The sequence below is a fragment of the Thermofilum pendens Hrk 5 genome (genome assembly GCF_000015225.1).
GTDB lineage: Archaea > Thermoproteota > Thermoprotei > Thermofilales > Thermofilaceae > Thermofilum > Thermofilum pendens.
The window spans coordinates 1,345,075-1,371,043 of sequence record NC_008698.1 but is presented as its reverse complement, the minus strand read 5'-3'; the positions used below and the strand labels follow the sequence as shown (position 1 = coordinate 1,371,043).

General features: G+C 61.8%; 28 protein-coding genes. 10 read left to right on the top strand and 18 right to left on the bottom strand.

The annotated features are described in order from the left end of the window. Window positions 1–26 precede the first annotated feature (26 nt). Complete coding sequence (locus tag TPEN_RS07255; RefSeq protein WP_052885277.1) at window positions 27–1,226, bottom strand: pyridoxal phosphate-dependent aminotransferase; 1,200 nt, start codon at window positions 1,224–1,226, stop codon at window positions 27–29. 313 nt (window positions 1,227–1,539) lie between these two features. Between TPEN_RS07255 and TPEN_RS07250 the strand changes: the two genes are divergently transcribed. Further along, window positions 1,540–2,178 carry a hypothetical protein gene (locus TPEN_RS07250; protein WP_011753078.1) on the top strand — a complete coding sequence of 213 codons (639 nt, stop codon included), beginning with the start codon at window positions 1,540–1,542 and terminating at the stop codon, window positions 2,176–2,178. After that, window positions 2,175–2,534 (top strand): nucleotidyltransferase domain-containing protein, encoded by a 360-nt coding sequence (locus tag TPEN_RS07245; RefSeq protein WP_011753077.1) that lies wholly within the window; start codon window positions 2,175–2,177, stop codon window positions 2,532–2,534. The genes TPEN_RS07250 and TPEN_RS07245 overlap by 4 nt, the downstream gene beginning before the upstream one ends. Window positions 2,535–2,556: 22 nt before the next feature. Here the strand turns inward: TPEN_RS07245 and TPEN_RS07240 are convergent, their stop codons facing one another. The 8 genes from TPEN_RS07240 to TPEN_RS07205 form a co-directional block, all read right to left on the bottom strand. Then, window positions 2,557–3,048 carry a PaREP1 family protein gene (locus tag TPEN_RS07240; RefSeq protein WP_011753076.1) on the bottom strand — a complete coding sequence of 164 codons (492 nt, stop codon included), beginning with the start codon at window positions 3,046–3,048 and terminating at the stop codon, window positions 2,557–2,559. 130 nt (window positions 3,049–3,178) lie between these two features. Continuing rightward, window positions 3,179–5,056 carry an aldehyde ferredoxin oxidoreductase family protein gene (locus TPEN_RS07235; RefSeq protein WP_011753075.1) on the bottom strand — a complete coding sequence of 626 codons (1,878 nt, stop codon included), beginning with the start codon at window positions 5,054–5,056 and terminating at the stop codon, window positions 3,179–3,181. Window positions 5,057–5,058: 2 nt separating this feature from the next. Next, the gene (locus TPEN_RS07230) at window positions 5,059–5,562 is read right to left on the bottom strand and encodes a 4Fe-4S dicluster domain-containing protein (protein ID WP_052885276.1); all 504 of its coding nucleotides are present in this window, start codon (window positions 5,560–5,562) and stop codon (window positions 5,059–5,061) included. A gap of 31 nt (window positions 5,563–5,593) precedes the next feature. Then, window positions 5,594–6,223: a formate dehydrogenase accessory protein FdhE domain-containing protein gene (locus tag TPEN_RS07225; RefSeq protein ID WP_011753073.1), complete on the bottom strand. Its 630-nt coding sequence runs from the start codon at window positions 6,221–6,223 to the stop codon at window positions 5,594–5,596. A 33-nt stretch (window positions 6,224–6,256) separates the two neighbouring features. Beyond that, window positions 6,257–6,979, bottom strand: coding sequence for a cytochrome b/b6 domain-containing protein (locus tag TPEN_RS07220; protein WP_011753072.1), 723 nt, complete (start codon window positions 6,977–6,979; stop codon window positions 6,257–6,259). Beyond that, window positions 6,979–7,839, bottom strand: coding sequence for a 4Fe-4S dicluster domain-containing protein (locus TPEN_RS07215; protein ID WP_011753071.1), 861 nt, complete (start codon window positions 7,837–7,839; stop codon window positions 6,979–6,981). The genes TPEN_RS07220 and TPEN_RS07215 overlap by 1 nt, the downstream gene beginning before the upstream one ends. 1 nt (window position 7,840) lies before the next feature. Next, a complete protein-coding gene (locus TPEN_RS07210; RefSeq protein WP_011753070.1) occupies window positions 7,841–11,353 on the bottom strand; it encodes a formate dehydrogenase subunit alpha in 3,513 nt (1,170 codons plus the stop codon). Continuing rightward, window positions 11,354–11,569: a hypothetical protein gene (locus TPEN_RS07205; protein ID WP_245534156.1), complete on the bottom strand. Its 216-nt coding sequence runs from the start codon at window positions 11,567–11,569 to the stop codon at window positions 11,354–11,356. 244 nt (window positions 11,570–11,813) lie between these two features. Here TPEN_RS07205 and TPEN_RS07200 point away from each other — a divergent pair, with 244 nt between their 5' ends. Both TPEN_RS07200 and TPEN_RS07195 read left to right on the top strand, forming a co-directional pair. Continuing rightward, complete coding sequence (locus TPEN_RS07200) at window positions 11,814–12,284, top strand: DUF7144 family membrane protein (protein ID WP_011753068.1); 471 nt, start codon at window positions 11,814–11,816, stop codon at window positions 12,282–12,284. A 58-nt stretch (window positions 12,285–12,342) separates the two neighbouring features. Then, entirely contained in the window at window positions 12,343–12,675 is a 333-nt protein-coding gene (locus TPEN_RS07195; protein ID WP_011753067.1) for a hypothetical protein, read from the top strand. On the opposite strand, the gene TPEN_RS07190 is transcribed toward TPEN_RS07195, so the two are convergent. The 4 genes from TPEN_RS07190 to TPEN_RS07175 are packed head-to-tail and all read right to left on the bottom strand — an operon-like array spanning window position 12,672 to window position 16,605. Beyond that, window positions 12,672–13,403, bottom strand: coding sequence for an ABC transporter ATP-binding protein (locus TPEN_RS07190; protein WP_011753066.1), 732 nt, complete (start codon window positions 13,401–13,403; stop codon window positions 12,672–12,674). The genes TPEN_RS07195 and TPEN_RS07190 overlap by 4 nt on opposite strands. Then, window positions 13,396–14,577: an ABC transporter permease gene (locus TPEN_RS07185; protein WP_011753065.1), complete on the bottom strand. Its 1,182-nt coding sequence runs from the start codon at window positions 14,575–14,577 to the stop codon at window positions 13,396–13,398. The genes TPEN_RS07190 and TPEN_RS07185 overlap by 8 nt, the downstream gene beginning before the upstream one ends. Window positions 14,578–14,583: 6 nt before the next feature. Next, on the bottom strand, window positions 14,584–16,128 hold the full coding sequence (locus tag TPEN_RS07180) for a COG1361 family protein (RefSeq protein WP_148678017.1): 1,545 nt from the start codon (window positions 16,126–16,128) through the stop codon (window positions 14,584–14,586). 39 nt (window positions 16,129–16,167) lie between these two features. Continuing rightward, window positions 16,168–16,605: a PadR family transcriptional regulator gene (locus TPEN_RS07175; RefSeq protein ID WP_052885274.1), complete on the bottom strand. Its 438-nt coding sequence runs from the start codon at window positions 16,603–16,605 to the stop codon at window positions 16,168–16,170. A gap of 121 nt (window positions 16,606–16,726) precedes the next feature. Between TPEN_RS07175 and TPEN_RS07170 the strand changes: the two genes are divergently transcribed. From TPEN_RS07170 to TPEN_RS07150, 5 genes are all read left to right on the top strand, one after another. Further along, window positions 16,727–17,731 carry a daunorubicin resistance protein DrrA family ABC transporter ATP-binding protein gene (locus tag TPEN_RS07170; protein ID WP_011753062.1) on the top strand — a complete coding sequence of 335 codons (1,005 nt, stop codon included), beginning with the start codon at window positions 16,727–16,729 and terminating at the stop codon, window positions 17,729–17,731. Further along, window positions 17,718–18,554, top strand: coding sequence for an ABC transporter permease (locus TPEN_RS07165; RefSeq protein WP_011753061.1), 837 nt, complete (start codon window positions 17,718–17,720; stop codon window positions 18,552–18,554). The genes TPEN_RS07170 and TPEN_RS07165 overlap by 14 nt, the downstream gene beginning before the upstream one ends. Continuing rightward, window positions 18,532–19,368 carry an ABC transporter permease gene (locus tag TPEN_RS07160; protein WP_011753060.1) on the top strand — a complete coding sequence of 279 codons (837 nt, stop codon included), beginning with the start codon at window positions 18,532–18,534 and terminating at the stop codon, window positions 19,366–19,368. Before TPEN_RS07165 ends, TPEN_RS07160 begins: the two co-directional genes overlap by 23 nt. A gap of 66 nt (window positions 19,369–19,434) precedes the next feature. Continuing rightward, the gene (locus TPEN_RS07155) at window positions 19,435–19,950 is read left to right on the top strand and encodes a nucleotidyltransferase domain-containing protein (RefSeq protein ID WP_011753059.1); all 516 of its coding nucleotides are present in this window, start codon (window positions 19,435–19,437) and stop codon (window positions 19,948–19,950) included. Then, window positions 19,943–20,395: a HEPN domain-containing protein gene (locus TPEN_RS07150; protein ID WP_011753058.1), complete on the top strand. Its 453-nt coding sequence runs from the start codon at window positions 19,943–19,945 to the stop codon at window positions 20,393–20,395. The genes TPEN_RS07155 and TPEN_RS07150 overlap by 8 nt, the downstream gene beginning before the upstream one ends. A gap of 20 nt (window positions 20,396–20,415) precedes the next feature. Here the strand turns inward: TPEN_RS07150 and TPEN_RS10005 are convergent, their stop codons facing one another. The 5 genes from TPEN_RS10005 to TPEN_RS07130 form a co-directional block, all read right to left on the bottom strand. Further along, on the bottom strand, window positions 20,416–20,580 hold the full coding sequence (locus TPEN_RS10005) for a hypothetical protein (RefSeq protein ID WP_187146323.1): 165 nt from the start codon (window positions 20,578–20,580) through the stop codon (window positions 20,416–20,418). Window positions 20,581–20,619: 39 nt separating this feature from the next. Then, entirely contained in the window at window positions 20,620–21,510 is an 891-nt protein-coding gene (locus TPEN_RS07145) for a PLP-dependent cysteine synthase family protein (protein ID WP_011753057.1), read from the bottom strand. A gap of 9 nt (window positions 21,511–21,519) precedes the next feature. After that, window positions 21,520–23,199, bottom strand: coding sequence for an ATP-binding protein (locus TPEN_RS07140; protein WP_011753056.1), 1,680 nt, complete (start codon window positions 23,197–23,199; stop codon window positions 21,520–21,522). Between the two features lie 7 nt (window positions 23,200–23,206). Further along, on the bottom strand, window positions 23,207–24,391 hold the full coding sequence (locus TPEN_RS07135) for a DNA double-strand break repair nuclease NurA (RefSeq protein WP_011753055.1): 1,185 nt from the start codon (window positions 24,389–24,391) through the stop codon (window positions 23,207–23,209). 107 nt (window positions 24,392–24,498) lie between these two features. Continuing rightward, window positions 24,499–24,900, bottom strand: a complete 402-nt coding sequence (locus TPEN_RS07130) for a hypothetical protein (RefSeq protein ID WP_011753054.1) — start codon at window positions 24,898–24,900, stop codon at window positions 24,499–24,501. Window positions 24,901–25,078: 178 nt separating this feature from the next. On the opposite strand from TPEN_RS07130, the gene TPEN_RS07125 reads away from it, so the two are divergent. Beyond that, the gene (locus TPEN_RS07125) at window positions 25,079–25,966 is read left to right on the top strand and encodes an MBL fold metallo-hydrolase (RefSeq protein WP_011753053.1); all 888 of its coding nucleotides are present in this window, start codon (window positions 25,079–25,081) and stop codon (window positions 25,964–25,966) included. Window positions 25,967–25,969: the final 3 nt, after the last annotated feature.

Genomic DNA, 25,969 nt, shown 5'->3' with positions numbered 1-25,969 from the left:
CTTCACTGCGCGCCTGGACATATAGTTTATGCGCCGCGTTTTCTCCGCGCGCAGGCAGCCTCCTCGACGAAGGCCCTTATGCGCCTAACCCCCTCCCGTATGGACTCCACAGGCAACGCGTAGGAAAGCCTCACGTGCTCCCGCCCCGCCCTCCCGGAGTAAGCGTCACCCGGGAGGACCACCACGCCGGCCTGGAGTAGCGACTCCGCAAGCTCCCTGGAGGAGCCCACGCCCAGCCTCTTCAAGAGCCCCCTCACCCTGGGGTACACGTAGAACGCGCCGCGAGGTCTGTAGAGCTCCACCCCCTCCACCTTGGAGAGCTCCTCGAGAAGCGCGTCCCTCCTCCGCCTGTACTCCGAGAGAACCCCTGAGAACCAGCCGAGACCGTGGTCGAGGGCCCTGAGGGCGGCGAGCTGGGCCGGAGAGGGCGGCGAGCCGTAGACATTCACGGCGACTGCCTCCAGCCTCTCGACTAGCCGGCGCGGGGCCACGACGTACCCAAGCCTGAGCCCAGCGAGCCCCCAGGTCTTCGAGAAGCTCCCGACGTAGACGGACCTCTCGCGGAGCTCGGGTACCTGCAGGACGGACTCGTGGCTACCCTCGTAGACGAAGTCCTCGTAAACCTCGTCGCTCACAACGTAGAAGCCCTTCCTGGCGGCGAGTCCTCCCAGCTCTTCCAGTAGCCCGCGGGGGGCCAGGGAGCCCGTCGGGTTGTTGGGGAAGTTCAGCACCGCAACTCCTCCCTCGCCGAGCCTCCCGGCTATGCTCTCGGCAGACCACTCGAAGGACTCCTCGATCCCCGAGTACGCGTAGACGACCCTACCACCGGCAAACCTCGCCACGTCGTCGTACATGGGGAAGCCCGGGTCCTGCACGACGACCCTAGCCCTCCCGCGCACGAGCAGGACGAGCGAGGCGAAGACCGCGGCGGTCGCGCCGGGAGTCACCGCGACCTCGCTGGGCTTAACATCCACCCCATACTTCTCCGAGAGGTACCCCGCCAGCGCCTCGCGGAGCTCCGGGAGCCCCAGGGGCGGGGTATACTTCAAAGCCTCCGCCCCAACCGTCCTAAGGGCTTCGAGAACCTCGCCGGGCGGGGAGAAGTCCGGCTGGCCTATCCCGAAGCTCACGGCGCCTTTCCCGGCTTTCTCGAGGAACTCGAAGGAGGGGTCCATCTCCAGGAAGTCCGCCCCGCGACGCCTCCTCGGTAGCCTAAGCGGCGACACGGCTAGCCGCGTCGCGCGCACATATATACCTCACGTCAAAGCTTTCAGCAAAGATGCTCGAGAGTAAATAATCTACTTCGCGAAGACCAGCACTATGAGTGTAGAGTGTGAGTCAGATGACCTAACTATAAAAAAGAGATGTTTGAGGGTTCTCAGTGACCGGCGTAGAAGCCTGCCATTATTAAGGCGCTCAGTATGGTGAACAGTAGTATTACTGCCGTTCGCGCGCGAGCCAGGAAGAAGAAAGGAGAGCTGTAGCGAGCCGGGAGTAGCGCGAAACGTTTTTGACTCGAAGTCGCGTAGGTCGATGGCGATGGAGGTTGAAAGGGAGCTCGCGAGGATCTATGCACGCGCGGAGTTCAGGGCTGTAAGCGGTCCCCGCAGGTACGTGCGGATTGCCGTCTCGAACCCATACCGTAGGTGGACGTACACGATGATGCTCTTCAAGGTGGGTTGCGAGAAGCGCGCGAGGATCCACGTGCTGAACGAGTGGTGGGACAAGCTCCACGGGTGGAGTAGTCTCGAGGATGAACACGTAAGTGTATTCGGAGGGCTTAGGAGGGCTATCAGGGGTTTCTTCTACTCAGTGGCGAGGCAATGCGCACTCGAAGGGGATGAGGGCGAAGAGACTTCGATCACCGTGGAGTACCACGAGGCGCTCAGGCGCTACATCCACGCTATATTCCCCCTCCAGACAGCGGAGAGACTTATCGTAGTCCGCGGGAGCCTCAGAGAAGTTGTAAGCGCTCTTGCGCCTGTGGCTGTACTCGTCGAGGAGCTCGAGCCCGAGCTTGCCGCCAGGTTTACACACGCTGGCAACGTCGTAACCGCGAGGCCGGAGGAGCTTGTAGACTTGAGGCCGAGCGTCTGTGACTCAATAGTAGTGTTCGAGAAGGGCAAAGCATACCACGTGGAGCCACAGTCGCCGGTCAGGAGGATTGTGAGGGTATGAGCGACTTTGTGAGGCTCGCCTGGGAGGGGGTTAGGGAGAGGCGCAGGTTCTTCGAGTCCTACGTTGAGAGAATTGTGGGCTTCTTCGGCGGCAGAGTCACGCTGATACTCTTTGGTAGCAGGGCGAGGGGCGACGAGATGTTGAGTAGCGACTACGACCTAGCGGTCGTCGTAGAGGAGGAGGTCGACGTCCTCGGACTGACCGAGACCCTCGTAAAGATGCGGCCCCGCGGGCTACCCGTAGACGTTGTCGTCCTTCAAAAGGAGGAGCTGGGAGACCCCCTAGTGACCAGAATGCTGACACCCTGCAGGATGCTGTACAACGGCTTAGGCATTCAGGAAGCCCCGTGCCAGTAGAGTAGGAGGCATGCCCGAGGCGTCAGGCCTGCAGCTTCTCCTTCACCCTGCCCTCCAGCTCCCCGACTAGCCTCTCCGCGCGGCTTATGCCTACCTCTACGTCTTTCTCCGTGCACCAGCCCTCGTAGAAGCATGTGTGCATGCTGCTAGCGTAGGCCCAGGAGTCCCTAACCCACTCGCCTAGATCGCTCACCAAAACCTCCTTGTACCTCCACAGGTCCCCGTGGCTAGCAAGCCTTTTCCCCTCCTTCGCGTAAGCGTAAGCTTTCACGGCTAAAGCCACCGCTACCCAAACCTTCTCGGCGGCCTGCCTTACATCCCCCTTTCCGAGCTCCTTCCTTGCCCCCTCGAGGAGCTCTTTAGACGCCTCGATGAACGCCTCAGCCTTGTCCCTGGGGTCTAGGTTCCCGCTTATAACTTCTAAGAAATACTCCTCCAGGCTAACCCCCAGTCTCTCGGCCTCCCTCCTAGCGCGCTCGACGAGCACTCTGGGCAACGACACGGCGACCAGCAACTGGGCGCACCGCTATGTAAGTAGAGGCGAGCGATTTAAAGCTCGCTCGCTTACGGGAAAAAGCAAATAGCTACGTTAGCCCTAGCTCTTTGAGCCTATCCGCGCCCCCCTCGATCCTCGCCTCCGCGCGTTAGCCGGCGCCCAGCCTCTTCCTGATCCTCTCGACGGCAGGCTTGAGGTAGTCCAGCCCGAGCTCTCTGAGTGTCTCCTCGGTCGGTATCCCGAGGCTGTCCCAGCCCAGGTAGCCGAAGTACTCCCTCTTCTGGGACTCCACCTCCTCCCTGCTCACGCTCCTCCCCTTGAACGGGCCGCTGGGCAGCGGCTCGTAGAATCTCGGCGGGTTGTCGTCGTCGCGCCTCGGGTCCCAGTAGAGGTCGGGGCCGCCGAGGAGTAGGAGCACCCTCTGGAGCGTTATGATTCTCCTGCCGTGTACCCTCATCCAGGTTTCCCGCGTTATGTCCCAGCCCGTGATAGCCCTCAGGAACTGGAAGGGGAGGTCTCCGTGGACGTTGAAGGAGCAAATGACCGCCGAGTCCTCGAACGCCGATGTGAACTCTCCCCACTGCCTGTCGACCGGTAGCCTTGGCGGGCTGGTGTGGTCTCCTCCCTGGACACCCACGGCGTACGTGAAGGCTTGCGGGAAGTCCTTCCCGCTGCGGGCGCCGTGCGCGCCGACGCCCACTCCCTTCACGTGTACGGCGTACTTCGAGAGGTCGACGCCCTTCAGCTTCCCGAGCTTTAGGGCTGCCCTCGCGGTGCCCTCCGCCAGGCAGTCGCCTATCCCCTCCCTCCGCGCTATCATGGACATGAGCCTGGCGAAGGCTTCGGCGTCGCCCCACTTGAGCTCGAAGCCCAGGTCCTCCCGTGTCAGCACCCCCTTCTCGTACAGCTCGGCGGCGAAGCCCAGCACGTTCCCGGTCTGTATGCCGCAGAGCCCGAGCTCGTCGGCTAGGCTCGAGAGGTATACGTTGGCCCTTGGCTCGAACACGCCTAGGTTGGGGCCCAGGTATGCTTGTAGCTCGTAGTCCGGCCCGTCCGTGGTTGCCCCGGAGAACTTCCCGCTTCTGAGGCGCGAGATCTTCATGCAGGTCTGCGGGCAGCCGTAGTCGCCCCAGTACCTCTTGACCCAGTGGGCCTCGTAGTTCTGCACGCCCATGCTCCTGGAGTCGTGCCACTCCTCCTGCCAGTTCCTCACGGGCTCGCTGCTAGTCAGCGACGCCACCTCGTAGCCCCCGCTACTCGTGCCCCAGTGCTTCCAGAGCACGTTCCTGTTGAGGGCGCTCCAAGCCTCGCGTATGAGGAGCTTGACCCAGTCCGGGTGCTTCGCGCGCGGCATTGGGCCGAAGCCCTTCACCGCTATGGCTTTCAGCATCTTAGACCCCATGACAGCCCCGTAGCCCCCGTAGCCGGCGGCGTGCGACAGCTTCGCCATCACGGCGGCAGTCCTCACCCTGTTCTCCCCGGCGGGCCCTATGTAGATGAACGACGGCTCCTTGGTGAGCCCCTCGCGCGCCAGCAACCTCCGCTTGAGGTCTCCCCAGAGCTCCCGGGAGAGCCTCCTGTAGGTCTCCGTCCCCCCGAGCCCCCAGAGGTGCTCCGCGGACCTTATCTCGACGTTTTCCCCCTCCACGTAGAGGTAGACGGGGTCCTTGGACGCACCCTTCACGACGATCCCGTCGTAGCCGGCCGCCCTGAGCTCTACCGCGACCTCGCTGGAGACGACGGAGCCCACAACGCCGTTGGACTGGGGGGACTTACCCGAGATGCAGAGCTTAACGCCCGGGTAGTAGCCCGTGAGGGGCCCCGTTAGGACTAGCAACATGTTTTCGGGGCCCAGGGGGTCTACCTCCTCCCACCTGTCCCCCAGCTCCCTCCAGAGGAGGTAGGCCGCGAGCCCCCTACCGCCTATGAAGTTGAACGCTACGTCCTCCTCCAGCTCTACGACCCTGTGCTTCCCCCGCGAGAGGTCCACCTCGAGGAGCCTCCCCGCGTAGCCGTAGAGAGCCACGCCTACTCACCCCCGAAGAGCGTTTCAAACAACCTCTGCGCCACCTGGTCGGGCATAGTGGAGTACACCTTGAAGCCCACGCTCGTGTAGGGTACAACCCTGAGCGCGTCGAAGCCCGCCTCGTGGCATGCCTTCACGCACTCCGGCTCGCCGCCGCACAAGTCGCAGACGATAGCCTTCCTCGTCTCCGGGTGGAGCCTCATCACCTTCCCCGGGCAAGCCCTGACGCAGTCCCCGCAACCCGTGCACTTCTCCCCGTCGACGAGGACGGCGCCCGTCGACTCGTCGACCCTGAGCGCCGAGTACCTGCACGCCTTCACGCACGGGTAGTCCCTGCACTGGGCGCAGAGGTGAGGCACGTCGACCCCCGGGAAGAACTCGAAGACCCTTATCCTGCTGGCCTCCGGCCAAACAGTCCCCTCGTGCTTGAGGCTACACGCCACTTCGCAGAGGCGGCAACCCGAGCACCGCAGGTAGTCCCTGAGAATGAATATAGGTCCAGCCATTAAGGGCTGGGAGGCGCGGAAGTATATAAGCCTATTCCGGGGCATGTGTTCGCGTCGTGTCGCCGGCCTTCAACACGAGCCTGATGGACGCGTGCACTCCCTGCAGCTCGCTTTCGGATAGGCCGTTCCTCGGTATCTCCAGGAACGCGTACCCGCAATTCCTGCACACGAACAGCTTAGCGTGGGTACGCCTAGAAACGTAAACCTCGAAGTTCTGGCGTCCCGCAGACCCGCAGCTCGGACAGGTAAACCTCTCGAACTCGCGCTCGTAGCCGCAGATGCACCTGGCCTTGGCCCTCTGCTTCGCGAAGCCGACGCTGGGCTCCTCCTCTAGTAGGACTAGGGATGGCGCCTGCCCGCATACCGGGCACTTAAGGCCTCTAGGCTTTACCCAGCCGAACTCGAGCGCCGTTACCCTTTTCACGACGTAGTCTGAAAGCTCCTCGCCCACGCCGAGGGCCTCCGCCTCCCTAACTACTTCATCCCTGTTCGCCACGTTGCCCGCTAGGGGCTCCTCGAAGGATCTGAGAACGGGTTTGGGTAGCCTTCTAACCACTTCCTCGACTCCTTCGAACAGGCTGTAAACCTCTCTCAGCGCCTGCTTGCACTCCTCCGAGCCCCCGCACAGGGAGTCGAACAGCGCATCGATAAACTGGTTCACGCAGACTCACCGAAACGGGAAAAGAAAAAGTTTTTACTGCTCGGGGGCTACGCCGTAGCGCTTTACGTAAGCCTTCATGTGCTCTGCGACCCAGTCGAAGGGCGCTGTGCCATTGCCGAACATGGCGTCGAGGAGTGGCCTGTTGGACGGGTGGAAGGCGGCGAAGAGGTGGAACAGCACGAAGAGAACCGTTATGCCGAAGCCCAGGTCGTGCAGGAAGAGTAGTATCGCGGCTTGCTGGGCCGTTAAGCCTAGGGCGTAGCGGAGCATGAGCCCGACGCCGCTCACAGCTAGGAGCGCGAAGCCTACTCCGAGGAGTATCGCCAGATAGGACACGAAGACGTTGTGTCTCTCCATTTTCTCTAGTACCTCCTCGGGTATAGGCTTGCCGAGCAGGTAGTGTTTCGCGAGGGAGGAGGCCTCCTTGAGCTGGTCCCTCAGGGGCTTCTTTAGGGGGTCGAATACCCTAGCCTTCCCGGAGCAGAAGAGGTAGCACCCGTACACTACCAGCAATCCTCCCCACGCTACGCCGAATATCCTGTGCAATACTCGGAATATCTGCACTCCGGCGGTGACGGGGTCTACTCCGAGTAGCGGGGCGAAGGGAAGCCCGACTACGTAGGCAAGCCACGAGAAGTATTCAAGCGCCATTACCGTTAAGCCGGTCACCGATAGTATTGCTATGAAGTGCAGGTTGTGGGTGTGCGCTATCCTGTAGCTCTTGCTTATTATCTCGACCCTTCTACCCACGCCCATCACCTCTTCTCCTCCTGGGAGCTCGACTTCACCTCCTCGACCCTGCTCTTCCTCCAGGTAGCCACGCCTATAGCCGCCAGCGCCAGTGCGCCGAGAGCGCCGCCGTAGAGTATCAGCGGTTTAAGAAGCTCCCTGCCTTCCTGCGTAGCTACGGGCTTGCCTCTATCGGCGAAGTGCTCCTTTATCGCGTAGCTTCTCCTCTCGGAGCCCGCGTATATCCAGCGTACACCGCCGCCCACGTAGCTGTCGAGGTTTAGCCCGAAGACGGTCTTCCCGGTGGATTGTAGCTCTTTCGCTTTTTCGATGATGTCGCCCGCCTTCCCGAACGTGAAGACGCCCGTGGGGCACGCTTCTACGCATGCGGGAGCTCTGCCGTTCTGGATTCGGTCCACGCAGAACGTGCACTTGTAGTACTTCCCGTCGGAGCCCCGCCTGGGGACGCGGAAGGGGCACGCTGTCTCGCAGAAACCGCACCCTATGCACTCTTCCTTGCTTATAACAACGGCGCCCTCGGGGGTTACCTTTATCGCCCCAACGGGGCAAGCCCTGCTACACGGAGCCGTGGCGCAGTGCATGCACTGGAAGGGTAGAGGAACCACGTCTACCTGCTCAAATACGACTTCGCCGGCCGGTGTGAGCAGAGCCTTCTTCGACTTACCCTCGTAGTAGAAGACTACCTTCCAGTCGTTAGCCGTGAGGTCCGGGGGATTCGTAAACGTGGGGCTGAACGTGGTTTTCTCGGCTTGCCTCGAGTTCCAGTCCTTGCACGCAACCTGGCAGGCACGGCACCCTATGCACTTATCGAGGTCTACCAGTACAGCGTAGCCCTCGCTTAAACTGGGAAACTTCTGCAAGACCATTCTACACCACCTCCGCCTTCCTAATTTTACCGATCCAAGCCTTAGTCTCCTGGATCGTCGTAACCACGTCACCTACGTCGGGCGAGATGAAGTTCCCCTGGGGGCCGGTCACGTACCCGAGGAAGCTGAACGCCCACACAACGTTTACATGCGGTAGCTGCCTGCCGTTCACTGTTAGGTAGGCCTCGCCCTCCGTCACGTATGCCCTCATCTTTATCGACCCTCTAGCAGTGATTATCTCCACGTAGTCCCCCGAGTTCACGCCCAGCTTCCTCGCAAGCTCCCTCGGAACGTAGACGAAGGGCTCCGGATCCAGCTCTGCCAGCAACGGAGTCCTCCTAGTCATTGACCCGCTGTGCCAGTGCTCCGTGAGCCTGTTCGTGGTTATAACCACGAGCTCTCCCGGGATGCTCGATAGGTCCTGCGGTGTAAGCGCAACCCCGACGGGCTTGCCCCTCACGATGTCGGGTTGCTCGTTGAGTACCTGGAGGTTGTAGCTGTTCAGCCAGGCGAGGGTCGGGTACCGTATCGCCATCTCCAGGTCGGGGCTTTCGACGGGCTCCGTGTGTATAGGCCACGTGAAGGAGTAGCCCGGGTACCACCCTTTCAGCTCCTGGATCGTCTTGTTCACGGCGTCCCTCATGTTACCCGTCTGCTCGTAGTACTTCTTCAGGGTAGCCCTCATCTGCTCGTAGGTGGGCTTGAACTGCCTCCAACCGCCGCCCGGGAAGAAGGCCCTCTTCACGGTAGCCTTCACGGCTATCGCCGTGTCCTGATCCCAGTACAGGGTATCGTTGGCCCAGAGGTACTTCATGCCGGTGCTCGCGACGTACTCCTCGAACGTGAGCAGCTTTACCTCGCCGCCGTCCTCGACAGCGAAGAGCCCCAGAGGCCTCAGCTCGTTGTGCCTTATGAGGTGCATGACGTCGATCCCCCCGTAGAGGTCGGCAACCCCGCTTAGCCTGCGTTTAAACGCTCTGGGAAGCCAGAAGTTGTGCCCAGGTATGAAGGCGGGCCTGTACTCGCCCGTGTACTCGTCTATCCATTCCCCGGTCTCCCCGGTGGCCTGCCACTGACGCCCAGCCGCGTACACGGTGTCCGTCGTGCCGAGAGTGTCGGCGAGGCCTGTGTAGCTGTAGAGTATCCTGACGTTCATGGGCCAGGACCAGCCCCAGTTCTTGTAGACCTTGAACGTAGACGAGAAGAGCCCGTCGATCTCGCCCGGCTGCCTCAGCCTCTTGTCCCTCCGCATCGAGGTGAACTCGTCCCTAACCGGGTCGTACATCCCCTGGTAGATGAGAACCGCGAAGTTTATCTCCTTGTTTATTATCCTGGGGTTGACCTCTGCCTCGATGCTCCTTATCGGCGACGCGGCGCCCTTGCCTCCAGAGTAGTCCCAGCTCGCGTCGGGCCTGAGCGGGCGCTCGTAGAGGAGGACGACCCTGCCGCCCTTTCTCACCTTCACCTTCTCGCTCTTCAACCCGAAGACCTCGCTCGGTAGCTTCACGGCGCCGTAGTTCCTCAGGTACTGGAATAGCTTGGTGATTATCCAGTAATCGGGCCTAGACTCGCCCCTGGGGTTCAGAGCGGCGTAGGTCCACTGTATAACCCTGTTTCCGTTCGTCTTCGTGCCCTCCACCTCAGCGAAGGAGGACGCCGGTAGGAGCACGTCGGCGAACCACGCGGTCTCAGTCTCGAATATGTCCGACACTACGAGGAGGTCGAGCTTCGAGAGAGCCGCCCATATCACCTTTGCGTTCGGGTTGGTCACCGCGGGGTTCTCCCCGAATATGAAAGCCGCCCTTATCTCGCCGTTGAGGACTCTCCTCGGGAAGGTTATCTCCGTGGACCCCGTCCCGAACGGGAAGTCGCATACGACGGTCCCGTTGACGGGGTCGTCCTCCGGAACCGTTCCGCAGAAGAAGCCCCAGAGAAGCTCGAACCTCCTCCAGCCGTAGAACGTGTACACCTGGAGTATCTTCGTGAGGTCAGCGCTACCCTTGTCGGGCGTCGTGGTTGTAAAGGTCTTCCTCGCCCACTCGGGGACGACCCAGTTCCAGGCGTCCGGCATCCCCTGGAGCTTCCAATCCTGGTAGAGGCGCACGTAGAACGTAGAGGAGGGGGACGCGTGGTACCCTGGGAGGGCGCCCAGCCCTCCTCCCTGGACGTCGGTGACTCCCTGCACGTTGCTATGCCCCCTGAACGGGTGGGCGCCGCCGCCCGGGAACCCTACGTTGCCCAAGAGGAGCTGCATTATCGCAGCGGCCCTGATTATGTTTATGGTGGCGTTCGTGTGTTGCGTCATCCCCATAGCCCACTGGACGACGCCGTGCTTCTTGTGGTTAGTCGCCACACCGCTGTTTTCGACGTAGATCCGGGCAACAGTTCTAAGCATGTCGACCGGGACTCCGGTAATCCTGGAGACGGTCTCCGCGTCGTACTCCTTGATAAGCTCCTTGAAGTCTGCCAGGTCGTCGTCCGTTACGTTCCACCTCGACCTTAAAGCCTTGAACGCGTCGAGGGAGTCTATCGGGGGATCCCTCTCGAAGAAGGCGTAGTGGAGGATGTAGAGGAAGATCGCCGTGTCGGTACCGCTCCTGAAGGGAACCCACAGGTCGGACGCCATGGCGGTTCTGCTGTACCGCGGGTCGAACGTGATGAATATCGTCCCCCTCTCCTTCTTCCCCTTGAGGAAGTACTGGAACGACAGCGGGTGGGCCTCGGCGGGGCTCGAGAAGAATAGGACCACGTCGGCGAGTGCCACGTCCTCTATAGTCGCGGTCTCCGCGCCCCACCCGTAGGTCAGCGCCAGCGACGACACCGTCGAACTGTGGCACTTCCTGTACTGAGAGTCTACGTTCGTAGTCCCCAGGAATTCGGCGAGCTTAGTTGTAAGGTAGCCCGCCTCGTTCACCATTATGGACGAGCCTATGAGCTGTATGGGAACCTTCGAGCCGACGTAGTAGTAACCGTCAGGCTGCTTGGGCGCGCCGCTAGAGCTACGCCACTCGTTGAGTATCTTCGCCACCCTGCTCGCTATGAACCTGAAGGCCTCGTCCCAGCTTACAGGCTTCCACTGTGGCGGGTACTTCTTGACAAGGGCTACTAGCTCGTCCCAGCTCTTAGCGCTGAGAATCTCCTCGGGAGGCGGCTTCGGACCCGTCCTTATCATCGGTTGCGTAACTCTCATCTCGTTTTCGACTAGCTCGAACGCCGCCTTACCCTTCGGGCACAGCGCGCCGAAGTTTATGTAGGAGTCGGGAGACCCCTCGGTCCACAGGATTTGGTCGCCGAACGTGTAGAAATCAATGGAACACCCCATCGAGCAGTACGGGCATATAACTGGCGTTATCCTCGCCTTCGCGAGATCCCCCTTGCCGCCTATCTCCCCGAAGCCCCACTGCGTCTTCCAGGGTTTAAGGGGTATTGGTTGCGCTTCGACCGGTAGAGCTAGCGCGGACGCCGCTATGGCTGCCAGCTTCAAAAAGCTACGCCTATCGATCTCTCCGGGCATCTAGAACACCCTTTTAACCTCGCCTTTCTCGCGCTTCCCGTAGAGTTTCTTCGCGGCGAAGCACGTGAAGTCCTCTTCCTCGAGGTAGAGGGCCGCTAGCCCGTGTATAGCTTCCGGCATGAGCTGACTGTCAGCCTCGAGCTTCCTTTTAATGGATGCGTGTTGCTGGTAAAGCGGGTGATGTTTTTCCAGCATCGAAACCAAGGATTTCTGCACAAGCTTAAATACCATTATTAAACAATAATAACTTGTACTTAGTAAGACGTATCCTTTCCACGATATTCTCGGGCGAAAATACCGGGTGTACCGGCACGCCTAGAGAGTACTCTGGTTGCCTCTCCGTTACAGTGTGAGAGCAGGAGTCTTTAACCGCGGCGGGGGTGGCGAACGTGCACGTGTCGTCGGTTGAAGGCTCAAAAAGAAATAAATACCCGGCTTTCACAACTAAAAGTTGATAAACATGGTGAACGGCGCCGAAGTTCCTCCGCTGAACCCCGTTCTCCAGTTTTCCCAGACTACCCGCACAAGGCCAACGGGGGTAACCATACTTGCCGTCCTCAACATGCTTGGAGGAGCCTTGCTCGTCCTTCTAGGGCTGATCTTCGTAGCGGTAGGCCCCCTGCTCGAGCGCTCAACGCCTGCAACCATGCCTGGGCTGTTCTCGCTAATCCTGGGAGGCCTCGGTGCCCTCCTCATAGTCATGGGCGCAGTTTCCCTAATCGTGGGGTGGGGGCTGTGGACCGGCAAGGGGTGGGCCTGGTGGGTCACAGTAATCTTCGAAGTGCTGGGACTGCTAAGCGGTCTCCTTTCGGCGGCCGCGGGAGACCCGTTCTCAGTAGTAGGGCTCCTAGTCTCGGCCATCGTGCTCTGGTACATGTTCAAGCCGCACGTGAAGGACTTCTTCGGGGTCAAGGTGGGCTTCTCGACTTGAGCCTTTTTTAGGCGATAACTATCTATTTCTCCGTTACGCGTTAAGCGAGGGTGTAGGGTTGAGCGCTTCGCTCAGCGAGCCGCCGGAGCCCCTGGAAATCAAGGAGAAGATCAGGGCGCTGAGGTCGGCGCTGGGGGCAGGCTTGGAGGCAGACCGGTTGGCGGTGTGGACTGGCAACATGCTGGCGAGGTACCTGTGGGGTGCTTGGGGGGCGGAGCTCAAGAGGGCTGGATTTACGTGGCAGAGCTTCATGTCCCTCCTGAAGTTACACACGGACGACGTGGTCGCGTGGGCGCTTAGGGATAACCTCTCGTGGGGCGAGCTTGTCCGCAGGGTCATCTCCAGCGTGGAGGGTAGGAGGAGGTCTGACCTCTCCAGGTTCCTCGGCTAGCCGCGCCTCGCGAAGCTCGCTATCAGCTCCTCGTAGCGGTCCGGCGTGTAGACGCCTGCGAGCCTCCCCGCGTGTAGCTTCGCCGCTCTGTGGCAGTTCCATATCAGCTCCAGGTTGTGCGTCACCATGACTATCGTGACTCCGAGCTCCCTGTTCAGCCTCCTAAACGTCTCCATGACCACCTCGCTGCTAGACGCGTCGAGGTTCCCGGTTGGCTCGTCCGCGAGTAGTACCCTTGGCTTCCCGACTATCGCCCGGGCTATCGCAACGCGTTGCTGTTCCCCGCCGCTGAGCTGGGTCGGGTACTTGTGGGCGAGGTGCTCTACGCCTACGAGCCTCAGCGCTTCGAGGGCCATCCTCCTCCTCTCCTCCCTCGGCACCCCGCGCTTGACTAGGGGTAGCTCCACGTTCTCGAGGACCCTCAGCCTCGGCACCAGGTAGAAGAGCTGGAAGACGAAGCCGACGGTGCGGTTCCTGTAGGCGCTGAGCTCCGCGTCCCTCCTAAGCGAGGATATCTCGACCCCGTCGACCACGATCCTCCCGCGCGTCGCCCTGTCGAGGCCGCCCACGAGGTGGAGGAGCGTCGTCTTACCGCTCCCGCTCGGACCCACGACGGCGAAGAACTCGCCTCTCCCAACCTCCAGCGTGACGCCCCGGAGCGCTACCGTCTCGTTCGGGGGCTTGCCGTACACCTTCCACACGTCCTCCAAGACTATCGCGCTACTCATACCTGAGCGCCTCCACGGGGTTGAGGGATGCCCCGCGCCTCGCGGGTATGAACGCTGCCAGCACGTTGGCGGCTAGGGGTAGCAGGACTGCGAGCCCGGCGGTGTGGGGGGTTAGGGCGACGCCTATCTGTATGCCGAAAGCCGATATCTTCACGACGCTCGACGAGGCCAAGGCGGCCAGGAGGCCCGCCGCCGCCCCCACCAGCGACACGATCACGGTTTCGAGGAGGAAGACCGCCAGTATGTCCCCGCTCGTGTAGCCGAGCGCCTTGAGTATCCCTATCTCCTTCGTGCGCTGGGTGACGCTGATTGTCGTGCTGTCGAAGATCCAGAGAGCCGTCACGCCCATCCCGACGGCTGATATAAGCGCTATGAAGAGCTGGAGAGCGCCGACGAGGGAGGTGAACTGCTTGACCATCGCGGCCGCCGATATTATCCTGGAGCCCGGCGGCGCGAGGGCCCTGATGTTCTCGGTTATCGAGTCCAGCGCGTCGAGGTTCTCGACGAGCACTATCGCCACCGGGTAGTTCCTAGTCCTCCCAAGGTACGTGAAGAAAGCGTCGGGGTCCATGTAGATCGTCGCCACCTGGAAGTCGTGCCCCATCGACATGCTGGAGCTCGTCTGCTCGAGTAGACCAACTACGAAGACCTGCACGTTCCTGCCGCCCACCCTCACGTTGAGGACGGACCCGACGTCGAGGAGCTTCCTCCCCGTCTCCTGGTCCCTCCACAGGCTGTACGACACGAGTACGCCGAGCCCCCTCGGCTCCGTCTCCCCCTCCGCCACAGCCTTCCTCATGTCCGAGACTCCGAGGTACCTCGGCAGGAAGGAGGGGTCGACAGCCACTATGTTCACGGGCTTCTCCCCGGACTCCGTGTAGACGACGCCGCTCGCCATGAGCACGCCCTGCGCGTCCTTGACTCCCGGGATGCTCTTGAAGTAGGCTATGTCCGCATCCGTCAGCCCGGCGTACCCGCCTATCACGAAGACACTGTCCGCGGCTATCGTCGACTGGAGTTGCTCGACGAAGGCCTTCTGGAAGCTCTCGCCGACGCCGAGCGCGAGGCTCAAGGCGAGCACCGCTATCATGACGCCGAGCGCCGCCCCGGCCGCCCTGCCCTTCTTCTCCTTAAGGCTGGTGAAGGCCAGGTAGAGGTAGTCGGAGAGGTTCATCTAGGCCTACCCCCTCCTCTTCCTCGCGGCGTACGCGGCGGCCAGCAGCAGGGCTACCGCAACGGCGGCGAGGTAGACGTACGGGTTCGCGGACCCGCCCTGCGCCTGGCGCGAGGGCTGCTGCCTCGCCACGTTGACGTAGACCGTCCTCTCGGCGCTCCTCGAATACCCGTACGCGTCCCTGTACGTCACGACGAACCTGACCTCCTGCATCCCCTCCTCGACTGCCCTGAAGCTGAACGGGACCGTCGTGAGGACCTGGGGGTTGAGCTGGCCCAGGTACGCGTAGGTCGAGCGCAGGGGGGAGAGGCCCCTGGACGCGTAGGCAGAGACGTTGACCGCGTAGACGGGGAACGTGCCGTCATCCACCAGGCTCACCGCGAATATGACGTTGGACCCGACCTCGGGGCTCTGCGGCACGACGTCCACCGAGGTTATGGACACGGAGGACCTCTGGGCGACGTAGAACGTGAACGACCCTCCGCTAGTCGCCAGCCCGCCTCCCTCCACGCTGTAGAGAGCCTGGTAGGCGACGGACTCGCTGCTAGAAGCCGTCGCCGGTACGAGCACGGTTACAGGGACGCTCCTCGACTCGCCCGGCCCCAGGTCGCCGACTACTAGGAAGCTCGGGGAGACGCTCAGGGGGCTCTTCTGGACCCCCAGCACGAGGCTAAGCCCCTTAACGGCGACCCCGCCGGCGTTGACCACCCTGAGCGAGACGTTGGACGCCTGCCCGGCTACGAGAACCGGCGGGTCCGGCACGACGACTATGCTCTGCCCCGCCGCCGCGTAGAGGTATACCTGTTGCGCCACGCTCTTCTTGGACCCGGAGCAGTCGAGGTAGCTCACGGTGACGGAGAACGAGGGGAAGGGGGACTGCGGGACCACGCTGAGCGGCACTACCCTCCTCTCCCCGGGCTTCAGGTCTCCCAGCTCGAAAACGGTAGGCACGGAGGCGTTGAGCAGGACTGAGCCTTGAGGCGCGACGTACACCTCTACCTGCCTGAGCGCGGTCCGCCCGGAGTTCTCCACGACTAGGAGCACGGGGTTAACGGTTGAAGAGTACACCATCTGCGGCCTCACGCCCACCGAGACCCTCTCGCCCCAGCACGCCGTAAAGCTGTACTCGAGGCTCGTCGACCCGCCCAGCCCCGTGTAAGTCTTCTGGGCGTCGTCCCACGAGTCGCCCCAGGACACCGAGACCCTCAGGGTGCACTCCGACCCGAGGCTCGACGTGTTAAGCGTGAACCTCGCCGTCTTGACGGTCCCGGGGCGCCAGGAGCCGACGTCCACGCTACCCGCGGAGACCTCCGCGCCGCCGCAGCGAGCCGTTAGCCCAAGGCTTGCCCCGAGCAACGTGTACGCCCCGTAGTAGCTCACCGAGACCTGCACCACCCCTGAGGGGACGCCGCTGTCCAGAACGCTTACATCCTCCAGTACGAACGCGTAGGCCCTGGCGCTCCCCGAGGGGCTGACGGTCACCGGGCCCGCGCCCACGAGTGTTGCCGCTACGGTTACCGCTATCAAGAGCAAGACCGGTCCAGTCTTCATACGTTCCGCCTTTATTGGAGGCATATCGGTAACCGATATTTATGTAGGTTTCGCCCTGCTAGAGGCGAGCCTTCGAAGGTCCTCCGCTATTCTCTCGATTCGGGATACCTGCTCGTCGGAGAGCCCGTCCCTAGACGCGACCTCCCTCAAGTACTCGACGTAGCCCTCCAGGATGCAGAGAGCATCGTCGATGCCTGCAGGCTGGGATGCCAGCCCGAGCTTTTCGAGCTCCATTCTGCCCTTCTCGGTCAGGTAGTACACCTTGCGCCAACCCTCCTCCTCGCGGCGGACTAGCCCTTCCTCCTCTAGGGCTCTAAGCGTCGGGTATACCGCGCCAGGGGAGGGTCTCCAGAAGCCGAGCGTTATCTCCTCTATCTCCTCTATTATCTCCACACCGCTCATCGGCCTCTTCCTCAGCAGTGAAAGTACCATTATGCGCAGAGGGTTCCTGGCGAAGCTAGCCATGAACACGTGCATACCCAGAGAGTAAGCAGGCTCGGAATAAAAACGCTTGCCCCTCTAAGTCGTGTAACCTTCCTTCGGAAGTAGTATAAGATAAAACTTATATATTGGCTGCATGTAAATATTGCGGGTTGCTATGAGCGGAGGAGCGGTCGTCGCCAAAAACCTGGTGAAGGTTTTCCGTACGCGCGAGGGGGGAGCGCTCTTTAGGGGTAAGAGGAGGGAAGTCGTCGCGCTCCAGGGAGTAAGCTTCGAGATACGTCCCGGCGAGATATTCGGGCTCCTGGGGCCTAACGGCGCGGGGAAGACCACGACTATAAAGATTCTCAGCACGTTGTTGCTTCCCGACTCCGGCGAGGCATGGGTGAACGGGTACAGCGTGCTCGAAGAGCCGCGCAAGGTCCGCGAGAGCATAGGGGTGAGCCTGTACAGCGACAGGGGCTTTTACTGGAAGCTTACAGGGAGGGAAAACCTCGAGTACTTCGCACGCCTGTACCACTTGGAGAGGGGCTACGCCAGGAGGAGGATAGAGGAGCTTCTAAAGCTACTGGATCTAGAAAAGGACGCAGATAGGCTTGTCGAGGAGTACAGCACCGGCATGAAGTCCAAGCTGAACATAGCTAGGGCTCTGCTCCACGACCCCCCGGTCCTCTTCCTCGACGAGCCGACGATAGGGCTGGACCCTAACTCGGCGAGGAAAGTCCGGGAAGTTGTGCTGGAGCTCAAAAAGAGTGGGAAAACAATACTGCTCACAACGCACAACATGTTCGAGGCGGATATGCTAGCTGACCGCGTCGCTATAATAAACAAGGGCAGGATAATAGCGGTGGGGTCTCCGAGAGAGCTTAAATCGAGAATCTCGGGGAAACAAGTCGTAGAGGTGGAGGTCGCGGGAAGACCCGAGGAGGTCCGAGAGAAGGTGAAAAGCGTTCAAGGCGTGCTCGCCACGTCTCTCTCCGCTGGAAGCGGTAACCCCTACGCCGGGACGCTGAGGGTAGTGTACGAGGGGGACGGCGTTCTGCGAGAAGTGCTCTCCGCGGTGCTAGACAGCGGAGCCAAGCTGTTGAGCGTGAGAACAGTCGAGCCCACGCTGGAGGACGTGTTCGCGTTTTACACGGGTGGGGGGCTTGAAGAAAACTAGGCACGCTTTTTTCGCCGTTGCCTCCGGGGTGCTAGTCAAGGAGGCCAAGATAATGACGAGGTATGTCGGCTCGCTTCTGATGGTGGTCTTCATGCCGTTCGCGCTCGGAGGGCTGTACATAGGCGTTGGGCTCGCGCTGGCAGGCCCGGGGGCTCTGGGCAACTTTCAGGGCAACACGGGTGTGTCTAACCCCGTGCTCTACTTCACCTTGGGAGGTGTCCTCATGGTGTCGAGTATGATAATGATCGAGAATACGTCGAGTATAATCAGGGAGGAACAGCTGATGGGCACGTTCGAGCTTCACTACCTCACGCCGAACAGCACGGTAGCTCTCTGGATGCTCCACGCACTAGCATCCAGTCTCCTCTCGGTGCTGATATTCGCGCTCGACGTATCCATTGTGGCTCTGAGCGGCTTCCGCGGGGTAAGCGCGGCGGACTGGCTTCTAGCTTTCCTGGTGGTGCTCGTAGGTCTGCTCCCCCTGGCGGGGCTGGGGCTCGTAGTCGCGGCGCTGACAGTACGCTTCAAGGAAGTCTACGCGGTGTCGCAGACGATCAACGCATTCGTAGCGATGCTCTCCGGCTTCTACTACCCGCTCGAAGTCTTCCCGAGGGTGGTGCGGGTAGCCGCGGCGCTCCTGCCGACTTCGCACGCCTCCGAGATACTCAGGGAGCTCTTCGGCGGGACGGGGCAGGAGGTACCCATACACTTCAGAATCGCGGCTATGTTCCTACTGGCAGTCCTCTACCTGTACGCCGGGAGAACCGTGTACAACAGGTGGGAAGAGGGGGCGAGGCGGAATGGAGAGCTCTCGAAGTACTAGAGTAGAGGGGCTACGGGGTCTTCTCCTGGAGTTCGAGGCGGCGGCGCTCGCGGGGCTTAAGAACTACTTCAGGTACGCGGCGTGGCTCGTCTCGGACATAGTTACTACGCCGGCGTGGCTCATCCTCCTCATAGTGCCCATCCTGCTGTTCCTCCCGAAGGAGCGCTGGAGCGACCAAGTAGTGCTGAACACTCTCTTCTGGGGCATGATACTGTGGGACGTGGTGGGGGCGGGGCTCTGGAGCTTCGGGATGACGATCAGGCGGGAGCAACAGACGGGAACACTGGAATTCCTATTGATCACCAACGCCAATAGAGCCGTGCTCTTCTCGAGGAGCCTCTACTCGAGGCTCATCTCTCTACCCCTATCGATACTCTACACGTACGCGATCTTCACTGCGATCTTCGGCGTAAACGTGCTACTACTGGAGCCTCTACACGCTGTCGCCGCGCTTTTCGTAGGCCTCGTGGCATCGATGGGCTTTGGCTTGCTCTACGGAGCGGCAGTCTTCAGGTTCAAGAACGTTGGCCCTCTAACCAGCATACTGCAGTTCGTCTTCCTGGGGCTCTGCGGCGTCTTCTTCCCCGTCACCGCGCTGCCGGAACCCCTGAGGATACCTGCCTACCTGTTGCCCTTCACGTATACCGGCGACTTGCTGAGGCACCACGCGGCGGGGACGGAGACCCTGCTACCCGTAGGGCTGGAGTGGATAGTCTTTCTAGCGGAAACCGCGGCTTACCTAGTAGCCGGTTTCGCGTCCTTGGCTCTCGTGGAGAAGAACTTGAAGAGAAAGGGGCTACTCGGAGCCTACTAGTCTGGTACCGAGAGGAAGCTTGACGCGGTAGAAATAAATCCCTGAGACAGGGACTAGAATCGCGAAATGAAGTTTGGCGTTGAGCATATCCCGGAGCCTTACAGGGCGTTGGTTGTCGGGCTACTAGAGTCCCTGCTAAGGCTCTACGGGGGCTCCCTGGTTTCCCTGGTCGTCTACGGTAGCGTGGCTAGGGGGAGCCCGAGGAGGGACAGCGACCTGGACTTGCTCGTAGTCTTCGAGGATTTGCCGAAGTCGAGGGTGGAGAGGGTTAGGCTGTTCGAGAGGGCTGAGGACGAGGTACAGCCGTTGCTCGACGAGCTGATGGAGAAGGGGTACTACGTGTCCTTGTCCCCGGTCATCAAGACTAGGGAGGAGGCTGGGAGGTTCTCGCCGCTATACCTGGACATGGTCGAGGACGCGGTGATAGTATACGACAAGGGCGGCTTCTTCGAGGGCGTGCTGAGGGCGCTGTCGGAGAGGCTGAGGAGGCTCGGAGCTAGGAGGGTGTGGGTGAGCGGTAGGGCGTGGTACTGGGTGTTGAAGGGCGAGTACAGGTTCGGCGAGGTGGTAGAGCTTGAATAACCTGGAGCTCGCTAGGTCCCACATAAACCAGGCCCTGGAAATCGTGAGGCAAGCGACCGAGGCTCTGGAAGGCGGCAACTACCCCTACGTTGTTAGGCAGTGCCAGGAGACCGTAGAGCTACTACTCAAGGCGGCGCTTAGAATCGTGGGCATCGAGCCGCCTAAATGGCACGACGTCGGCCCCGTGCTTAGAAGGGAGAGGGCAAGGTTCCCGGCGTGGTTCCAGGAGAGGGTAGACGAGCTCGCGTCGATCTCGAGGAGCCTTAGGAAGGAGAGGGAAGCGGCCATGTACGGGGACGAGGAGAGCGGCTTACCCCCGGAGGAGCTGTATACGAGGATGGACGCCGAGAAAGCCCTCAGAGACGCAAAGATAACCTTGGAGCTCGTCAGGCAGCTTTACGAAGAAGCTGCGAGGCTTTCGCGGGGCGCGGGCGGGGAGGCTTAGCGCGCTCGCCGACTCGGGGGCTAACCTCCGCAGGCGCACCCCGAGGATTCGCCGGTGCCGCTCCGGATGAGGTTCTTTTCGTACAGCTTCTCCCAGCACTCCCTGCAGACCCAGACTCCTCCCAGCTCCTTGTGGTCCGCGTATAGTAGCGAGTCGACTTCCCTACCGCATATGGAGCACTTCATATGCCTCGATATATCAAAAGGTTCCAGTAAAGATAAACTTTATTGCGTGGATAGAAGGTCGGGGTACCTCAGCACCGAGTCCGCCGCGATTATCGCGACCCTGAGGCCCCTGGAGGCGAGCCTCCTCGCCACGTGGAAGCTCGCGCCCGTGGAGGGCCCCGCGAGGACTCCCGCGCGCAGGAGGTCCTTCAGCGAGGAGAGGGCGTCCGCGAGGGAGACTTCCTCCACGGAGTCCACCACGCGCCCATGCCTCTCGTAGAGCTCCGGGACGAACGTCGACGCTAACCCCTCTATGTTGTCTCCGAGCCTGCCGCCGGCGATGGGGGAGCCCTTGGGCACGACGCCGACCACCCGGGCTTCGGGGACCCTCTCCTTCAGGTACTTCCCGATGCCTATCACCGTTCCCCCGGTGCCTATCCCCATTACGAACGCGTCTACGCCGCCTGTCTGGCTCAACAGCTCCGGCCCCGTCGTCTCGTAGTGGGCCCGCCAGTTCGCCTCGTTCCCGTACTGGTTGAGGAAGGGCAGGCCGTTCTCCTCCGCGAACCTCTTCGCAGCATTCACGTAGTGGTCCGGGTCGCCCCAGGGCTTCCTCGGAACCAGGTGGACCTCCGCCCCCATGCCTAGCAGTAGCCCGAGCTTCCCCTTGGAGATTGTGTCCTCCGCGAATATGATGGGCTTGAAGCCCGCCAGTACCCCGGCCCACGCGAGGCTTACAGCCGTGTTGCCGCTCGAAGCCTCGACGAAGCTTCCCCCGGGCCTCAGAACCCCCTCCTCCACGGCGCTCCTCAGCATGTAGACGGCTATGCGGTCCTTGTGGCTACCCGTAGGGTTCGTGTACTCGAGCTTCACGTAGACCTTGCCGGGCGGCACGTCCAGCTCTAGCACCGGAGTCTTCCCGACGAGCTCCCCGATCCTGCGCAGGTCCACGGCGGCCACCTAGAGGAACTTGTCTATGGTGGAGGTCTTCCTCTCCTCCTCTTCCTCCTCCGGCTCTCCGAGCACGTACTCCGCTAGGTCTGCTTTCGGCTGGGGCGTGCTCCACGCCGCCCTCCAGTCTATGTCCTTGCCTCCCAGGTTGACGCCGTACCTCTCGGGGAAGCTGTCTATCCTGACTATGCCGGGCAGGGGGGCGGCGGAGCCCGAGATGAGAGCCTCGCCGGTCACGAGCCCCGAGAGCCCTTCAACCATCTCGCGCATCACGTCCTCCATGCTCCCGAGTATGTACTCCTGGTCCCTCGGGTTCGCCGTTCTAAGCGCTATCAGCGTCCCGCACTGGGCTAGGAGCGTCTGCGAGAGCTCCCTGGGCCTCTGGCTCACGACCCCGAGCCCTATGCCGAACTTCCTACCCTCCTTCGCTATCTTCTCCAGTATCTCGCGTGCGGGGCTCCACCTCCCCTGCGGGGCGTAGTTGTGGGCCTCCTCGACTACCAGGAGCGTTGGCTGGGGCTTGCCTGCGAGGACGCTGGCCGTTATTATCCTCCAGAGCGACTTGAGTATGGTCGCGGCGGTCGATACCTGGGCGTCGCTAGCGAGCCCTCCCAGCGCTATCAGCGTGACGCCAGGCTCCAGCAGGGCCCCGTAGACCCTCATGTACGCCTCGACGCTCCTCCGGGGCTCCTCGCCGCCTAACCCCTCGTAGAGCCTGTCGCTGTTCCTCGGCCTAGTCACGTAGCGTAGCTCGCTGTTCTCGAGGAGCATCTCGAGCTTCAAGACGAGGTCGTCGAGGGAGCGGTCGTACCTCTGCCTCGACGACTTCTGCAACCCCTCCAGGTAGCCGAGGAGCTCCTCCGCCCTGAAGTATATGGGGTCGTCGGCCCCCGCGTACTTGTACCTAGCCCTCCGGACCTCCTGGAGGGCGCCGCGCAGGTACATGACCTGCTTCGTCGCCCTCGTGGGGTCCAATCGGAGTAGCCCCGCGATCTCCTCGAGCCCGAGGGTCCATATCGGGACCTCGAGCGGGGACGGCTTCACGCCGTACCTAGCCTCCACGAGCCTCGCTATCCTGCCGGCGGGGCTCAGGACCCTCACCCTATCGAACTTCTCGGCCAGCGGGACGTACTCGTTGTGCGTATCCACAACTACGACCCTGGAGTAGGGGAACTTCTCGAGTATCTCGCCGAGTATCACCGCGACTGCGTTGGACTTCCCGGCGCCCGTCATCGCTAGGACGGCGAAGTGGCGCGAGCAGAGCATGTCGAGCGAGAGGGTGTACCTGACCTCGGGGTTCTGCGAGAGCCTGCCTATCGCTATGTCCCCGGAGCCGACGAACCTCGCCAGCTCCTCCCCGTCCGCTAGGTAGACCTTCTGCCCGGGCCTCGGTAGCTCCGGGACACCCCTCACGAAGCCCTTGCCGTCGTAGTAGCCGACGAGCATCGCTACGAGCTCGTTCCGGGACGGCCTTATCTCCGGGTAGCCCTCGAGCTCCTCCACTATCCTGCTCTTCCTGTACAGCTCGTCGAGAAGGTTGAAGCTGACGACCATCGCGTAGGACCAGCCGCCGGAGGCCTCCACCTTCACGTACGCGCCCGGCCTCGCCAGGTAGCCCAGCTTGTCCTCGTGGACCGCGAACCTCAGGAGGCTCTGCCCGTACACCGTAACTACCCTTCCAACCTCCACCCCAGGCTCACCTCAGCCCTGCCTGCACCCTCCCGGAGGGCGCGAGCATAGCCTTGAGTACAGGGCTCTCCGCCCGCTTATAAAGCTCGTCTCCGACGAGCCTGGCTAGCTCCGGGTTCAGCACGGCCATGTTGTGCACGTAGCTGAGGGGCTTCGGGTACCCGCGGCTCTCGGCCAGCGAGCTGAGCGTCGCGAGGGCTTCCCTGGCCTCGTCCTCCCCCACGTAGCCGGGGAACGTCATCTGGAGCACCGGGCCGTGGAGCCTGAGCTTGAAGTAGGCGACCCTGTACCGCCTCCACTTGGCGAAGAGCTCCTCCACGAGCTTTCCCGGAGCGGCGCAGGGCTTCGGCCTCCCGAACTCCCTGCCTTCGAGCACCGTGTAGACACCCTCCAGGCGCCGCCACGCGTAGTCGAGGAGAGTCACGTCGTTGAGCCAGCCGCCGACCCCCTCCTTCTCGGCCAGCTGGTCTGTGTCGGCGTCCTTGGCTACCCAGAAGAGGGGGACCCCGGACTCCCGCCCCGCCGTCAGGAGGCTTCGCAGGGCTTCGAGGTACACGGCTACCTCGGCGAAGACGTACGAGTAGTCCAGGAGGACCCTCTTCTCGACGCCACCCACGCCCCCGCCGAGCCTCGTGTAAAGCCTCCACGCTAGGCCCGAGACTCCCTCGAAGAGCTTCGCCGCGCCTTTAACGCCCTCCGAGCCGAGCGCCTCCTCCACGAGCCCCGCCGCCTCCCCGGCGTAGCTCTCGGCCGCCTCCCTGTCGACGAGCCCCTGCGCCTCCTCGTAGACGTCCCTAGGGTAGCCGAAGACGACCATCATCTCCGAGACGTAGCTACCGTCGAGGAAGACCGCCTCGACGCCGGACCTCACCAGCCTGGCCGCCGAGAGGAGCTCGAGTATCGACATGTAGAGGTTCGCCCTCTGCTCCCCGAAACCCTTCGGCACGATGCGCGCCACGAGCGGGTGCCTCGAGCCGTGGGAGACGGGCCTAAGCCTACCGGAGTCGAGCACTATCGAAGCCACCGAGAACACGGCGACGTAAGCCCCCCTGCGCTCGTCGACCACGTTGCTCCCGTCGACGAAGCCCGCGCTCTTAAAGGGCGAGCCCTCGATCTTCTCAGCGAGCTCCTCGACCCTCCTCTCCACGGAGGCGAGAATCTCCTCCGAAACTCTCAGAGCCGCGCCCTCCATCGCTACCAGGCGTTAACGGTCTCCGAGGATAAAAAGCTATCACGCAGTCTAGGGTGAAAGTACAACGGAGTTGGCGCGCGGTAAAGAAATCTCGCTTCAGGGGGTCTTCACTTAGAGGGTCCCGCCTCGACTCCGAAGAATTCCTTCACGTGGGGCCTAAGCACGTAGTACAGAACTACCAAGGAGATGAATAGCCCAAAGAGCCATATCGGGTCATTTATGACCGTTAGGACGAGCATTATGAGGGCTGATAGCGACTGGTTTACTACGGCGAGCCACCAAGCCCACTTCATGCCGTACATGAATCCGACACCCGTAGCCATCAGGGCTACTCCATAGAGGAGCCAGGCAAGGAAGGTTTCGGCGGGGAGGTTTTCTGCCATCATGGCCTGGACCATTCCGAGGACGAATATCCCTGAGAACAGGTAGAGGTACGCAAGGATCGTTACTCCTAGGGGTCTTTTACGGCCCTGCTGGGGTTGCTGGGAGCCGCTAGCCCCAGCCTCCATGGCTTATCGGTTTTCTAACCCTTTGGCACATCATTTATAAAAGTTTCGGTTTCAAGACCGAAAAATCCTCCAGGCCCTTATAGGTGTGAGGGTGAAAGGAGTACGGATAGACAGCCGTAGCCCCGTGAAACAAGCGGCAAGGTTATCTAGGCGCGCCCCGCCTTTAACCGCGGTAGAAATGCCGAGACCATCACTCATAGGAGTGGAGGTAACGGTCCTCGTGGACGACTACGCGGGCTTCTCGAGGCTCCTCGCCGAGCACGGGTTCAGCGTATACCTCTCGCTAAGCTACGACGACGGGTCGAAGTACAGGGTTCTATTCGACACTGGCCGGAGCGGTAGGGTCCTCCTCGAGAACGCCTCCTCTCTCCGCTTAAGCCTCGAAGAAGTGGACGCGGTGGTCTTGTCGCACAGGCACTACGACCACGCGGGCGGGTTGCCTGCCCTGCTCGAGAAGGCAGGCTTCAAGCCCGTGGTAGCCCACCCGGACGTCGTGAAGCCTAGCTACGCGGACTCCGGGGGCTTCAAGAGGTTCTCCGTCGCCCTCCCGGCGAAGGCGTGGGAGGAGGTGGCCGGGGGCTCGGAGCTCGTACTGACGAGGGCACCCCTAGAGCTCGCGCCGGGGGCGTGGTTCCTCGGGGAGGTCGAGAGGATCTACGACAACTCGTACGCGGTTAAAGGGTTCTACACGCTGAGCGGCGGGGAGGTCGTGGAGGACAAGCTACTAGACGACACGGGGCTCGCGGTGAGAGTCGGGGATAAGGCTCTACTCGTGGCTGGCTGTAGCCACTCGGGGATCTCCAACCTGGTGCGCAAAGCGTTGCTAGTCACCGGTGCGCGCACGGTAACCGTTATCGGCGGGCTCCACCTGGCGGGCGCCACAGCGGAGGAAGTCGAGAGGGTAGTCTCGGAGCTATCCTCGCTGGGCGTAGAGGAGATACACGCCGGGCACTGCACGGGGCTACGCGGCGAGGCCGCGCTACTCAAGGCTTTCGGCGGGCGCGCCCACAGGATACACTCCGGCTACAGGCTCGCGCTCCCCGGGAAAGCCGAGCCGCGAGAGTAGGCG